Genomic DNA, 14,241 nt, shown 5'->3' with positions numbered 1-14,241 from the left:
CATGCAGAAGAAGAATACCGCATTAACAAAACAGGAACTGAGCCGCTATACCGTAACATTCTGGAAAATCGTCATCGGCTGCATCTCCTTTGGTATAATTTTACTCTTTAGCATTGGGCTTGGATTGTTTGGCGCGTTGCCCACGTTTAAAGACCTCGAAAACCCCAAAAGTAACCTGGCTTCAGAAATTATATCCGATGATGGCGTTGTATTAGGGAATTATTTTGTTCAGAACCGGTCCAACATCAAATATGATGAAATCTCCCCGAACGTTCTCAATGCATTAATTGCCACGGAAGATATCCGCTTTTATAATCATTCGGGTATAGATTTTAAACGAACCTTTACCATCCTGTTTTATAACCTTGTTGGAAATAAACAAGGCGGAAGTACGATAACCCAACAGCTGGCGTTGAATCTCTTCTCTGATGAAGGCAGGGCCCGGAATCCATTTAAACGGATCATCCAAAAATTACAGGAATGGATAACTGCTATAAAACTTGAACGCCAATACACCAAAGAAGAGATCATAACGATGTATCTCAACACCGTTGACTTTGGCGCATACAACAGCTACGGAATTAAGGCCGCAGCCCAAACGTACTTCGACACCACGCCTGATAAGTTGAAGCCCGAAGAAGCTGCAGTTTTAATCGGAATGTTAAAAGGAACAGGCTTATACAATCCGATCAGAAATCCCGAACGTTCGCTGCAAAGACGCAACACTGTTCTCAATAACATGAACAAAGCAGGTTTTCTCACCGATGGTGATACCGAAGAATTAAAACAGAAACCTTTGGTGGTGCGGTTTAATCCGGTAGATCATACAGTGGGCAGAGCCGCTTATTTCAGAGCGGTTTTGAAAAAAGACATTCAAAAAATCTTCCAGGAACAAGAAATTGAGAAGGCAGACGGCACGCCTTATGACCTGGATCGGGATGGTTTAAAGATTTATACCACAATCAACTCCCGCATGCAACGGTATGCTGAGGAAGCCCAGAGAGAGTACATTTCCCAGCTTCAGAGAGAATTTACCCGCTCATGGAGAGGCAGAAACCCTTTTAAATTTCAGGAAGCAGAAAAAGTACTCGAACAAGGCTTAAAGCGTTCAGACAGATATCAGCAGCTCCGCGAAGAAGGTTTAACAGAAGGAGATATTCTAAAGAACTTTAAAACGCCCGCCAAGATGAGCATTTATAGCTGGAAAGGGGATATCGATACCGTTATGACTCCGATGGATTCGATAAAATATTATAAGTTGTTGCTTCGAAACGCCTTAATGTCGATGGAACCTACAGGTCCCAATGCCGGCTATGTACGGGCATGGGTAGGCGGAATTGACTTCGAACATTTCAAATACGATCAGGTGAAAATGGGAACTCGCCAGGTGGGTTCAACCGCTAAGCCTTTTACGTATGCAGTCGCTATAAACGAAGGCTATTCGCCTTGCTACAAAGTCCTTAATGAACCCGTAACTATCACTGGTTACGGCGAACCTTATACCCCAAGAGCCCATAATCCTAGACCAGGAGCATTGACCCTTAAAACCGGATTAGCACATTCAGAAAACTGGATCACCGCTTATATGATGAAAGAGGTTGGACCCACCGCCGTAGCTACCCTTACTAAAAAAATGGGAATCACCTCCGATGTGCCGGCTTATCCTTCCATTTGTTTAGGAGCCTTCGACGCAAGTTTATACGATATGGTTGGCGCTTATTCAACTTTTGTGAACCACGGTGTATGGACTGAACCAATTTATTTATTGAGGGTGGAAGATAAAAACGGCAATATTTTATATGAGAACAAACCTCAGGTTCGCGAAGTATTAAATCAGCAGGTAGCGTATGTAATGGTTGATATGCTGAAAGGGGTGGTTCAAAATGGCACAGGCGTCAGACTGCGTTATAGATACAAACTTAACAATCCCATTGGAGGTAAAACAGGCACAACGCAAAATAACTCTGATGGATGGTTTGTTGGTATCACCCCCGAATTGGTTACAGGCGTTTGGACCGGTGCAGAAGACAGGGCGATACATTTCTCTTCTACTAATCAGGGAGAAGGTGCAAATTCGGCACTACCGGTGTTCGCAATTTATATGCAGAAGGTCTACGCTGACTCAAAACTAAAATATACCAAAGGCGACTTTGAAGCACCTCAAGGCGGAGTTAGTATCGCCCTAAATTGCGAAGCTTATGCACCCCCAGCGGGTGCAGATTCTTTGGTGACTCCGGCAAAACCGCTTGGCACTATAACCAAGCCAGCCCCTGTTCCTGCAAAGCCTGTAAATCCTTCGGCAAAGCCTGTCGGTCCAAAACCTTAGATTCGATCACCCGGCTATGGAAAAGTTCGATCACCGCGAGGCTATTCGTAAAATACCCCCTAAACCGGGCGTTTACCAATACTGGGATGCGGCTGGTGAATTAATTTATATCGGTAAGGCTAAAAACCTTAAGAATCGCGTTAGCTCTTACTTCAATAAAGACAATTATCGCATTAATGCAAAAACCAGGGTTCTGGTTAGTAAAATAGCGAACATTACTTTCACCATTGTCGATACCGAGATCGATGCCTGGCTGCTCGAAAACAGCCTTATCAAAAAGCATCAGCCAAGGTATAATGTGTTGTTGAAAGACGACAAAACCTACCCATGGATTGTCATTAAAAATGAGCGTTTCCCACGGATTTACTGGACCAGGAATATTATTAAAGATGGCTCGAAATATTTGGGGCCTTATGCATCTATCAGCATGATGCATACCATTCTCGATCTCGTTAAGGAATTGTACCCTCTGCGCACCTGTAATTTGCCGCTAAGCAGCGAAAACATCGCAGCCGGGAAGTTCAAAGTCTGCCTTGAATATCAAATTGGGAATTGCAAAGGTCCGTGCCAGGCTTATCAGGACGAACAAGACTACGACAAGGCCATTGAAGACATCAAAGATATCCTTAGCGGGAAGACGGGCGTAGTAATAAGGAAACTTAAAGCAGAGCTCGAACAAGCTATTTCGGAGCTGAACTTTGAACAGGCACACCGCCTGAAAAGGCAATTTGACCTGCTCGAAAAATATCAGAGCAAGTCTACTATTGTAAACTCCTCAATCTCGGATGTTGATGTGTTCAACATCGCCACCGACGAAAAACACGCCTTTGTGAATTATCTTAAGGTGATGAATGGCACGGTTATCCAAACGCAGACGCTTGAAATAAAGAAACGTTTGGATGAAACAGATGAAGACTTGCTGTCGATTGCAATTTCCGAATTCAGAAGTCGCTTTAACAGTACATCAAAAGAAATTATAGTTCCGTTTGAACTTGAGTTAGACGACCCTAAAATTAAGTTTACGGTTCCAAAATTAGGCGAAAAGAAGAAGCTGCTTGATTTGTCACAGAAGAATGTGGCCTTTTTCAAACGTGAAAAGCTGGATCAATACGAAAAACTAAATCCCGAAGTAAGGACAGAACGTTTGCTAAGCCAGATGATGAAAGATCTTCGCTTAAATCAACTACCACGCCATATTGAGTGTTTCGACAACTCTAACTTCCAGGGCAAATACCCCGTGTCTGCAATCGTTGTATTTAAAGATGCCAAGCCTTCCAAAAAAGACTATCGCCATTTTAACGTGAAAACGGTCGAAGGGCCAAACGACTTCGCTACCATGGAAGAAGCAGTCTTTAGACGCTACAGACGGATGCTGGAAGAAGGAACACCGTTACCGCAACTGGTAATCATCGATGGTGGAAAAGGACAACTGTCGTCGGCCATGAAAAGCCTGAAACAACTGGGGATTGAAAGCCAGCTCACAGTAATCGGTATAGCGAAGCGGCTCGAAGAACTCTTTTATCCGGGCGATCAATATCCCATGTATCTGGATAAAAAGTCTGAGACGCTTAAGATCATTCAACAATTAAGGGACGAAGCGCACAGATTTGGCATAACCTTCCATCGTAATAAACGCAATAAGGGGACTCTGGTAACTGAACTCGAGCGGATTCCTGGCATTGGTAAAACAGCTTCCCATAATTTATTGAAGCATTTTAAATCAGTTAAAAAGGTAAGGGAAGCAAGTGAAGAAGAACTGCGGAAAATTGTCAACACCAAACAGGCTCAAGCCGTTATCACCTATTTTGATATTAACAAAAAATCCCCTGCCGAATTAGCAGAGGATTATGAAGTTAAAGAAGACCTATAAACTTTGAAACCTTATAGGTCTGATATTTGACATGGTCTTAATACGACCACAAATCGTGTTCGTAATCGATCAATTCCTTTTTAATACGCTCGGCTTCATAAAGCTTATCAATACCCTGAGCGTAGTCTTTAATCCGAAGATCATCCGGATTCGACACCTTAACGATATAACTGCTAAAAATACGCTTCATAAAGATATCATCGTAGCTCAAGCCGGTTGCATCGTTTGATCTGCTCATCACCTCCTTGGTTACAAAAGTGTGGCGTGCTTCAGGGAAGTAGATCCAGAATGCAGGCTGCTCGCCTAAATCCTGACCGGCTGCCTTGATCTTCACCATTGGCGCAATACCGATAATTCTAGGTTCATATACAGAACGCTGTTTGTCGAAAATCCAGTCTTCTTTAATTTGAAATTTCACAATACTGTCCGGGTTAAACTCCCCGGCAACTTTTGATCCGTTCCCGATCGGGTCTCCGTTAGCATCATATTGCTGAATCACCACGCTATCCGCAAATTTTGCCATGGCCTCTTCAGGCTTTAAGATAGTGGTGAATTCATTCTCGTCGGGATTTCCGCCTATAGGATGTGCGTAAGCTGTCATTTCACCCGAAGTGATAGCATCCATGATCATATCTATTAACCGAGCTTTAGGTGAAGCGTAGATACGGTTCATCTTTTCGCGCAAATCAATCTCTCTGTACACTCGTTTACGGTACATTACATCAGCCTCCCGCAGGTTGGCATAAGGTGTAACCTTTGCGTTTGCAAGATTATCTGCCTTGTAGTGTCCGTCAAGCGGCTTTTCCTTTTGGATCGGTTTAGTTGAATTACCCAAATTTGGCTCCTGTGCAAAAACACTCGCTCCACACAACAAAGGCAATAACAGAAATAATAATCTTTTCATAATCTTATTAGTTAGCACTTAATGCAATAGCACCGATCATGCGTTTAGCACCGTCCGGTCCCACGGCCTCCACATCTTCAAAAAACACTCTTGACCCAGGTACAACAAGCCTCATCGCCTTCTGCATATCAGGAGTCAATGAACTGCCTGAAGCTTTTAAAACCTGAGCATCTGAACCCTTTCTTTGAATTATTAAAGTAAACGACGTGACTGTGAATTTAGCATCAAAATCAAAATTAAGTAGCTTCGCAAATACAGTATTTTGACTTTTTATAGCAACGGAACTTAAAGCTCCACTCGTTTTTCCAGCAAACTGCGGTACGGGATCGGGAATACGTTTAACACGAAACTCCTGTGTACCGATACTCTGTACTTTACCATTAATTTCTGCCGATACATTTACCTTTGCTGTTCCTGCAGAACTAACTCGGACTGTATAGTTTCCATTTGAGCCAGAAATACTTCCACCATTCATACTCACCCGTAAATTTTCTTTAGGGATACCAGGAGCAGAGATGGAAACGGGATTAGGAACACCAATATAAAACACGTTCATTGCCGTAGGTGATACCACCGCTGATGGGCGTGAAACCTGGTATTTCTGCTCTGGTAAAGGATATGATTTGAATGTTCCGTCGGCCTGTCTTAAAGTGATTGACCCTTTATAAGAAAATATACCTTCGCGACTAGTAGGAACATTATAAATCCCCTTTCCGTCTCTAACAGAAATATTGGAACCGTTAATAGTGATTTGCGGGCTAGCCTGCGAATCATAAGCGGTTAAAAACACCTCGGCGGTATATGGCTGACCAGCGATAATGTAAGAAGACGGAGCCACAGCAACAGCTGAGAATTTATCAAGAATTACCGGTGCTTTATCGAGGTTACCAAGAAGTCTCTTGATCACATCCGATTCAGCATTTTTTACGTCGGTTTGTATCTTGCTTAAAATGGTCATCGCCGCTGTTAATGGAGTTCCTTCTCCAAAATTCACTTCTTCCCATGATTTCTTTACACCATTCACCCGTTCTGTCGGATCAGTTGCTGTTAAAGAGAAGGTAAGTCCGCCGCGTTCCTTAGGATCAACTAATGCCCTAAGTTTCGCATCCGTCTCGTTGATTTTAGCTTTCAACGCAGCACCTTTCTTCTGGTTAATCATTATACCCGGAGCAATATCCTGATTTGAACGTTCTACAAGATCGCCAGTTTCAGGATCTATACCCTGACCAGCTGTTGTGAATTCCTTTTTAAGGTTCTCAATGTATTTATTCAAATCTTCACCTATCGCTAAAGCTTGTTTTGCTTTGTCGTATAAAGGCTTCGCCCTATCGGGTTGTTCTTTTAATTTTGTATTTTCAAATGAAGTCATTAACTGACTTATGCTCGCTTCCACATTCGTTGTTGATGCCATCAAACTATCATTGATGTTCTTAAAGGCATTCAATATTGTGTCCGAAACGTTTAATGCAAGCATCGCGAGTAATACCAAATACATGATATTAATCATCTTCTGCCTTGCAGATTCTTTACCTCCAGCCATGCGCTATTTAGATTTTTCTTTAATCAATTAAACAATTAGTAATTAAACACGTGGCTGATTCATAGCGGAAAGCATGTTTCCGTACACAGCATTTAGAGAAGAAAGATTTTTAGCCAAACGGTTAACTTCTTCTTTAAATTGTTTAGAATCATCCATTGACTCGTTAAAGTTCTGCATGGTTAATGAAAGATTCTGGTAGAATTTGTTCATTGATTTAAGATGAGCGCTGGAATCCTGCAATTCAAGTTCGTATACTGCATTTAGTGCAGACAGGTTTTTAGCAAGGTTATTTACCTGATCGTGATAAGCCTTTGAATCAATATTTGAATTTGCCATCTCCTGTAAGTTGGCAGATGCTTTATCAAAAGATACGCTCAAATTATCAAAACTTGCACTTGCAGTTTTTACCTTGTTTGTAAAGTCGTTTGTCGCAGTAGATGCGTCCGCCACGTTTGAAATAGTAGCAACCTTATCACCAAAGGTTCTTAAACCAGTTCCCAGGCTTTCGATTAATTCAGGACCAATTTTAGCGTCCTCAAGCATTTTATCTAATGCAGCAGTAGACGAAGGAGCTGCAGCAGAGCTAGCTACGGTAGCACGAGCGGTTGACTTTGGAAGTTCGCCATCAAACTCGTCAGCCAATTCTGGATATACTTTGTGCCATGCCGGATCCTTTGGCGGCGCAAAAAATCCTGTTAAGAAGAAAAGAAAGGCCTCTACACCTAAACCGGCGCCGATCATATAGTTACCCCAAACTCCACCTAAGTGAAGGATTTTAAATAATGCTCCAATAATTACCACACTTGCTCCCCAAGAAATTGCCGTGTGAAGGGGTTCCATTTTAAAAGATGATTTGCCAGCCATAAAAGTTTTGATTGAGAATGTTACTAGATTAAAATTTAGATTGTATGTTTTTGAGTCTATTTTTTGTCCCTGATATCTCTTCCAGGATATGCAGTTACACAACGGAAACCGATATAGGATTTAGCGGTGTCCTGATATTCGTAAGTACTTTTTGAGTTTTGTAAAAAATATCCGATGTCTTTCCACGAGCCGCCACGTACAGTTTTACGTTTTAGTACCTCAGGATCGTCGGCTTTCGCCTCATAGTTTAAGGTAGGGTTTAAGTCGTGCGTAAACGTTGATGCAGATTCGTCGAACGCGGATGAAGTCCACTCGGCCACATTTCCTGCCATGTTATACAAACCAAAGTCGTTAGGGAAATATGATTTTACGTTAACTGTAAACGGTCCGCCATCGTCGATGTAATTTCCGCGGCCGGGCTTGAAGTTAGCCATTAAACAGCCTTTTGCATTTCTTATATACGGACCACCCCAGGGATAATCGTTTCCTATTCTGCCCCCTCTTGCTGCATATTCAAATTCAGCTTCCGTTGGCAGCATATAATCTGCACGGGTGTACGGCGGCAACTTCTTACTTTGAGCATATGCCGAATATAACTGCGTTCTCCATACGGTGAATGCACGAGCCTGACGCCATGTTACTCCCACAACAGGATAGTCTTTAAAAGCGGGATGAGAAAAATACCCCTGAGTTAGTGGCTCATTTTGAGCATATGCAAAGTCGGCAAGCCAAACCAATGTATCCGGATAGATAGCCACGGTATCGCGTAGAATATTATCTGAACGGGTTCTGCCTTTAACACCACGGTTGTTAGCAGCTTCCCTTAATTTCATGATAGCGAAATGGTATTTTAATTTGCGAACATCGATCTCGTTACGGTCAAAAACACGGTCGGGGCCCTGGTAATACATGTCCTGCAATTTCGCAGCATTTCCAGCCGAACCTTTTTTGTTGCTCCAGATATTTCCCGCTTTTTTCCAGTCAATATACTGAGGTGCACCCGGATCTGCAGCAGCGCCTTTTTTAGGCTTGATGAAATATTGAGGATCCTGCAGATAATCTTTAATAGCGATCGAGTCTCTCACCCAGTTCACAAACTGACGATATTCGCTATTAGTGATCTCCGTTTCATCCATATAAAAGGCCTGAACGGTTACCTGTTTGTTTTGTGCAATTTGAGCAAAGGTTATATCCTGGTCGGTCTGTCCCATTACGAACGTTCCGGCAGGAATATAGACCATACCTAACGGAATGGTTTTTGTTGGAACCTTCTTGGTTTTAACACCAACAAGTTCCCCACCCGATCCTCTTCCGCATCCGTAGAAGAAGGCCGTAGTGATAATGAGAGCGATAACGTAAAGTTTTTTCATTGTATTTAAAGGCATACCTTCTTTTTAACTTTGAAATTATTGGTAATAAAAATATTTATTAAAAATTAAATTCAACAGTAAACTTAGGAATTTTTCAGTATTAATCTGTTATAAGCCATAAGTTTCAGATATCCTGTTACGCTATTGCCTAAGGAAATGTTACCGAAAAAATGATTTTTTTTTAAATACGAAGGGGTTTATTTATTCACCTGCTTGATATATTGCTCAATCGCCATGGTCATACTTGGCGCCAGCGGCGTGGGTGCCGGGATATCAACAATAAGGTTACGTTCGGTAATTGCCTTTTGAGTACTTACCCCAAATGCGGCAATACGGGTATTATTTTGCTCAAAAGTAGGGAAGTTTTTATACAGCGACTGAACACTTGAGGGGCTGAAGAAAACAATCACATCATAAAAAACCTCTGCAAGATCAGAAAGATCACTGCATACAGTTCTGAATAAAACTGCCTGGGTAAAATTGTAGCCGTGCTCCTGTAAAAATTTTTGAGTCTCTTCGGCAGCAACATCAGAACAAGGATAAAGGAATCGTTCTGCTGCGTGCTTTTTCAACACCTCGGCCAGATCGCTGGCGGTTTGTTTACCAAAAAAGATCTTGCGCTTTCTGTATTGAATATATTTCTGGAGATATAATGCAATGGTTTCGGACAGGCAGAAATATTTCATCTCGGCAGGAACGTCATATCGCATTTCTTCACATACGCGGAAGAAATGATCAACAGCATTTTTACTGGTGAAAATTACGGCAGTATAATCAGCAAAGTTAATTTTGTCTTTGCGAAAATCCTTTGCAGGAACGCCTTCAACATGTATAAATGATCTGAAATCAACCTTTACATTGAATTTCTTCGCGAGATCATAATAAGGCGACTTCTCTGTTTCTGGCTTTGGCAGGGTTACCAGGATACTCTTCACCTTCTTTTTTCTTGCGTCTGTTGATTGCATATTTTAAAACCTAAGAGCTTTTATTAGAATTAATAATGGGCAAATTTCGAGGGCACAAAGATAGAAAATTAAATATATTATCGGAAAGCGGTAATTTGTTAGAATATTGGTTGCCGCCCGCAGAAATTGAAACAAGAAGATGCAGCCTATTAAAATGAATGACAAATAAATATAAACGGGAGCGAATCTGGCGGGAGTGAGACAAAACGCAATAACAATTGGCAGAAAGAGCAAGGCGGCGTTAAAGTAGCTTAAGATCAGAATAGAGATATACTCTTTGGCGATTTTACCGGCATCGAGCAAAAAGCCTAACACACGGAGAATAACGATTTTAGCGGTAAATAAAACAATCACAATTAAAGAAAGGCGCAAGAACCATCCAAAGCCACTGTAATTGTAGGATATTTGGAAATATTTACCACATTGATAAAGAAACATACCAATGGTAAAACCAAACAGAAGGTACAGGAAGATAAAGGGCCAGGAATTAAAAAACTTCTCCTCTTTGTTAATCTGACCGAGAACCCGGTTGCTGTAAAAGGCCTGAACAATTGCAGACAGCTCCTTCGAAAAAGCATTTTTCAATAAGGCGAAGCAGAAAAGCAGAATAAACACAAAGGCAATAATCCAAAGTTCACCTCTCGCCCTGGGCTTACCTTTGTCGTAACGATCTGCTTTTTTTGGAAACCTTTTAGACCAGACCTGGAAATTGAGATCTTTGATCGAATAAACTTCAATTAGGCTGTCGAGAAATTGGTTAGGCCTGTTAGGATCAGGGCGCTTTAACCATACCATACTCAGGGAATCGCCAACCGCTTTTAACGAGTCTTTTACCCGCCTGATCGAATCTTTTTCGGCCTGCCATCTGGCAAGGGATGCGGAATCTCGGAAGACAGGCCGTCTATATTGAGGTGCTGATCTTGTAGGCAGGCGGTTAAAAGATGAATCGGTTTGAGCAACAGAACCCAAGCCGGCAAGCACAAACATTATAAAGAAAACAAAGCCTTTTCTAAACATTAACCGAGCGAATTACCTTTATTCAGCTTTTTGTGCAAATAACCTGATTATAATCTGGTTTTCCTAACATAATTCAACAAGTGAACCTGCAATATCAGACAAGCGTTTTCTTGGCGATCTTTCTTACGATTTTATCCAGTTCGTCGCCGCTTTGTTCGAGCAGCGATAAAAGTTCAGACATATGCTCTTCCTCCGCTCCTTTTAAGGCGTGAATGATCCCGAGTATATTAGCCAGAGGCTTTCGAATATGATGAGAGTTTATGGTTGCGATTTCCTGCAGGCGTTTGTTTTGCTTTAAAATCTGATGTGCGCTTTCTTTCAGCTTTGAAATATCTTTTAAAGCTCCCACCATTCGCTCAGGGCTCCCGTTCTGGTCTCTCAAAATATATCCGTCCTCACTCACAAAAGCGTAGGATCCGTCGGCGCGTCTATAGCGGTATTCCTGATGCCAATAGGTTATTTCAGGATCGTTGAGAGCATCATCAAGAGACTTATTTATAGCAAGCCGCTCTGCCGGGTGAAGACGGTACTCCCAATCACCTATTTTACATTTTTTCTCGGTGTAGCCGAAGAGTTTTTGGGTGCTTTCTCCCCAATAAATGTATTCATTCAGCAGGTTCCAGTCGTAAGTAGCGTCTTGAGTTGCCAATGAGATGTATTTATAACGGTCGTTGCTGACTAGTAGATTCTGCTTGACCTGGTGACTTTCGATCAGGATCTGTAAAAAGGCGCCTACCCGCTTCACTAAATCTTTTTCCTGATCATCAGGAGTTTTAACGATATTATGATAGACTGCAAGCGTACCCAATAACTTATCAGAAGCATCAATCAGCGGAAGCGACCAGCAAGAACGCAAATCGTTTTTGATTAGAGCTTCCTTAAAAGGGCCGTAATTAGGATGAGTCGAAATATCCCTCACAATACAAAGCTCCTTTGCAAACGCGGCAGCCCCGCACGAGCCCATGTCGGGAGCGATAGCGAAGCCTTCCTGAAGCGGGTCAAGATATTCTGAGGGCAATCCAGGAGCAGAAAATGGCACTAATAAGCATTTATTTCTATCGTAGAGGCTTAAAAAACATTTGAAATTGTAGATGTCTGCTAATCCATGTAAATAACAATTTGCGGTTTCCTGTAAAGTAGTCTTCCCGCCGATGTAGAACTCTAAAACGTCCTTCTCGAGATTAACAAGCAATTGCTGAAGTTTCTCGGCAGTAATCTCCTTAAAAAACACTGTCAGTCCGCCTTCATAAGGATAAGCAGCAATCTGGAACCAGCGGTTAGAGCTGAACATCTTTTCTTCGAATTCAACAAAACGGTTCTCTCTGACCGCTATTTCATATTGTTTATAAAAATTAGACTCATGATTGGGGAACAAATTACTTAAAGACTGATTTAACAGCATTTCTTCGGGCATGTTCAAGAGCTTGATTGTTGCCGGGTTGACTTCTTTAATTACCCAGTCTTTATCCAAACTGAAATAGCCCTGAGTATAATTTTCTATCAGATTTTTGACTCGGCTAATGGCTTTCTCCTTTTGTTCTTCAACCCCTATTTGTTCGGTAACGTCTTTTGAATTGGCTACAATCCCGTTTATCGTATCTTCATTTATCAGATTAGTAAGGATTGTCTGAATCCAGCGCCATTCGCCCTTTGCGTTTTTGAATTTAAACAAAGGCAGCTCCACCCGAAACTGCTGGGAGACTGTTTTTACGGCGGTTTCTATTATTGGCTGATAGTCAGGGTGAATAAGCGTACACATCTGCATGCCCGTCAGAAATTGAGGATCGTAACCTAAAACGTTGGTAACGCTCGGACTGGTGTACAAACAAACTCCTTTGATGTCTAAAATAACCACTACATCAGAGCCGGTTTGCACTAATTCTTTATATCGTTTTTCATTGAACTTAATCTCATCTTCACGCTTCTTCCTTTCTGCAGCATTCCTGCCTATGCCATAGTAAGTCTGGCGTTCTGCTGACCAAACAGAGGACCAGGCCATCCAAACGATTGAACCATTTTTATGCATGTAACGGTTCTCTATATTGGTAAACTCAATCCCGGCTAAAAGATCAGACTCTGTGTTTAGGGTAATTTCTTTGTCGGCAGGATGAAGGAATTCAATAAAAGACCGGCCCAACATTTCTTCCGGGCTATACCCCAATATCCTTTCAGATGCCTGGTTCACCGACAGGAAAATACCCTGACTGTCAAAACTGCAAACCATATCAGGCAATGAATCGAAAATATCCCGATTAGTTTGCAACTCCCTTTGTAATTGCTCTTCCAGATGTTTCTGATCAGAAACATCGCGTATGAATGCATAGATGCAATTTTCTGTCGCTGGTTTGGCACCCTTCCATGAAAACCATTTACAGGAACCATCGGCACAGTGGAACCGATTCTCGTGAACAGCTACCGTAAGGCCTGACTCAAGCGCTTTGCAATAAGACCGAAAGCTAACCCTGTCGTCCTTATGAAGAAAATGCACAAAAGGCTCCGATTGCAATTCGCTTGCGCAATAGCCCACAGCTTCCTGAAATGCCCTGTTTACTCTGGTGAGATAACCATCGGTTCCTAAAACACAAAATAATTCCTGGGACAGGTCAAGAAACTCCACCGCATTTAAATTCATACATACAACGATCCTGAGGAAGACGGCTTCCTGTTTGAGAATAAATGAACGTAGAAAAGAAAGAAAAATTCTCCTCTACATTTAAACATCCTTACGTTAAATCGTAAGCAAAAGTTACGGCACAATGCTTATCTCTCAGGATATAATGAACTGAATTAGGGTCTTTAATCATCTCCGTTTCCCGCCAGCATCTCTCTGTCCCCGGAGGTAATATCTACAATCGCATGAACAGGCACCTTAGCAATAGCCATTTCATCCATCACATCCACCAGATTTTTAAATGTCGATTTCTTATCTGGCTTAAGTAATACAATTAAAGGCAGACCGGTAGTCTTCATCACAAAGTGCATTTTACTAAGAAAGACATGTCTGATTGCCGACGCGCTGGTAACACTTATTTCTTTGGGATCTTCGGTGGTACCCATATACCATAATACCTTGTTATCGGCTCCCAGGCATACCGTCATAGTCCTGTCGCCGGCTACACCGACTGGCGCTGCTCCTTTTACAGGCATGCTGATCTGCATTTCGGTTGGCTGAGACAAGGAAGTGGTAAGCATGAAGAATGTAATGAGCAAAAAAGCCAGATCGACCATTGCGGTGAGATCCACTTTCGGAATCTGTTTTAAGCTGGTTCGGCGGCCGGAAATACTGTTGGAATTGGTTAATTCTGCCATGGGATTTGGTTTATAACTATACGATGTTAGTAAAGGCGGCATTCCATAATTCTTATTATCTTTTTTAAAACCGCCC

At 42.0% G+C, this 14,241-nt stretch carries 10 protein-coding genes; 2 read left to right on the top strand and 8 right to left on the bottom strand.

Translation table 11 applies throughout. The features are described 5' to 3' along the window. The first annotated feature begins 1 nt into the window (after position 1). Both J3P43_RS05310 and uvrC read left to right on the top strand, forming a co-directional pair. A complete protein-coding gene (locus J3P43_RS05310; protein ID WP_255899983.1) occupies positions 2-2,326 on the top strand; it encodes a penicillin-binding protein 1A in 2,325 nt (774 codons plus the stop codon). A 16-nt stretch (positions 2,327-2,342) separates the two neighbouring features. Continuing rightward, the gene (gene uvrC, locus J3P43_RS05305) at positions 2,343-4,196 is read left to right on the top strand and encodes an excinuclease ABC subunit UvrC (RefSeq protein WP_255899980.1); all 1,854 of its coding nucleotides are present in this window, start codon (positions 2,343-2,345) and stop codon (positions 4,194-4,196) included. Between the two features lie 37 nt (positions 4,197-4,233). Here the strand turns inward: uvrC and porN are convergent, their stop codons facing one another. The 8 genes from porN to J3P43_RS05265 form a co-directional block, all read right to left on the bottom strand. After that, the gene (gene porN / locus J3P43_RS05300) at positions 4,234-5,100 is read right to left on the bottom strand and encodes a type IX secretion system ring subunit PorN/GldN (protein WP_255899978.1); all 867 of its coding nucleotides are present in this window, start codon (positions 5,098-5,100) and stop codon (positions 4,234-4,236) included. A 7-nt stretch (positions 5,101-5,107) separates the two neighbouring features. Then, complete coding sequence (gene porM, locus J3P43_RS05295; protein ID WP_255899976.1) at positions 5,108-6,640, bottom strand: type IX secretion system motor protein PorM/GldM; 1,533 nt, start codon at positions 6,638-6,640, stop codon at positions 5,108-5,110. A 42-nt stretch (positions 6,641-6,682) separates the two neighbouring features. After that, complete coding sequence (porL, locus tag J3P43_RS05290; RefSeq protein ID WP_255899974.1) at positions 6,683-7,504, bottom strand: type IX secretion system motor protein PorL/GldL; 822 nt, start codon at positions 7,502-7,504, stop codon at positions 6,683-6,685. Between the two features lie 56 nt (positions 7,505-7,560). Then, on the bottom strand, positions 7,561-8,874 hold the full coding sequence (porK, locus tag J3P43_RS05285) for a T9SS ring complex lipoprotein PorK/GldK (protein WP_255899971.1): 1,314 nt from the start codon (positions 8,872-8,874) through the stop codon (positions 7,561-7,563). 197 nt (positions 8,875-9,071) lie between these two features. Next, complete coding sequence (locus tag J3P43_RS05280) at positions 9,072-9,839, bottom strand: uroporphyrinogen-III synthase (protein ID WP_255899969.1); 768 nt, start codon at positions 9,837-9,839, stop codon at positions 9,072-9,074. Positions 9,840-9,842: 3 nt separating this feature from the next. Next, positions 9,843-10,856 carry a DUF4271 domain-containing protein gene (locus J3P43_RS05275; RefSeq protein ID WP_255899967.1) on the bottom strand — a complete coding sequence of 338 codons (1,014 nt, stop codon included), beginning with the start codon at positions 10,854-10,856 and terminating at the stop codon, positions 9,843-9,845. A gap of 94 nt (positions 10,857-10,950) precedes the next feature. Next, positions 10,951-13,488 carry a PAS domain S-box protein gene (locus J3P43_RS05270; RefSeq protein ID WP_255899965.1) on the bottom strand — a complete coding sequence of 846 codons (2,538 nt, stop codon included), beginning with the start codon at positions 13,486-13,488 and terminating at the stop codon, positions 10,951-10,953. A 164-nt stretch (positions 13,489-13,652) separates the two neighbouring features. Further along, positions 13,653-14,165: an ExbD/TolR family protein gene (locus tag J3P43_RS05265; protein WP_255899963.1), complete on the bottom strand. Its 513-nt coding sequence runs from the start codon at positions 14,163-14,165 to the stop codon at positions 13,653-13,655. Positions 14,166-14,241 lie beyond the last annotated feature (76 nt).

The organism is Paradesertivirga mongoliensis (assembly GCF_024436395.1).
Taxonomy (GTDB): Bacteria; Bacteroidota; Bacteroidia; order Sphingobacteriales; family Sphingobacteriaceae; genus Paradesertivirga; species Paradesertivirga mongoliensis.
This window is presented reverse-complemented; position numbering and strand designations above follow the sequence as displayed.

Coding starts and splice junctions, on each gene's coding strand:
- uvrC (WP_255899980.1), top strand. CDS start 2,343: ATGGAAAAGTTCGATCACCGCGAGGCTATTCGTAAAATACCCCCTAAA.
- J3P43_RS05280 (WP_255899969.1), bottom strand. CDS start 9,839: ATGCAATCAACAGACGCAAGAAAAAAGAAGGTGAAGAGTATCCTGGTA.
- porM (WP_255899976.1), bottom strand. CDS start 6,640: ATGGCTGGAGGTAAAGAATCTGCAAGGCAGAAGATGATTAATATCATG.
- J3P43_RS05275 (WP_255899967.1), bottom strand. CDS start 10,856: ATGTTTAGAAAAGGCTTTGTTTTCTTTATAATGTTTGTGCTTGCCGGC.
- J3P43_RS05265 (WP_255899963.1), bottom strand. CDS start 14,165: ATGGCAGAATTAACCAATTCCAACAGTATTTCCGGCCGCCGAACCAGC.
- J3P43_RS05270 (WP_255899965.1), bottom strand. CDS start 13,488: ATGAATTTAAATGCGGTGGAGTTTCTTGACCTGTCCCAGGAATTATTT.
- J3P43_RS05310 (WP_255899983.1), top strand. CDS start 2: ATGCAGAAGAAGAATACCGCATTAACAAAACAGGAACTGAGCCGCTAT.
- porK (WP_255899971.1), bottom strand. CDS start 8,874: ATGAAAAAACTTTACGTTATCGCTCTCATTATCACTACGGCCTTCTTC.
- porL (WP_255899974.1), bottom strand. CDS start 7,504: ATGGCTGGCAAATCATCTTTTAAAATGGAACCCCTTCACACGGCAATT.
- porN (WP_255899978.1), bottom strand. CDS start 5,100: ATGAAAAGATTATTATTTCTGTTATTGCCTTTGTTGTGTGGAGCGAGT.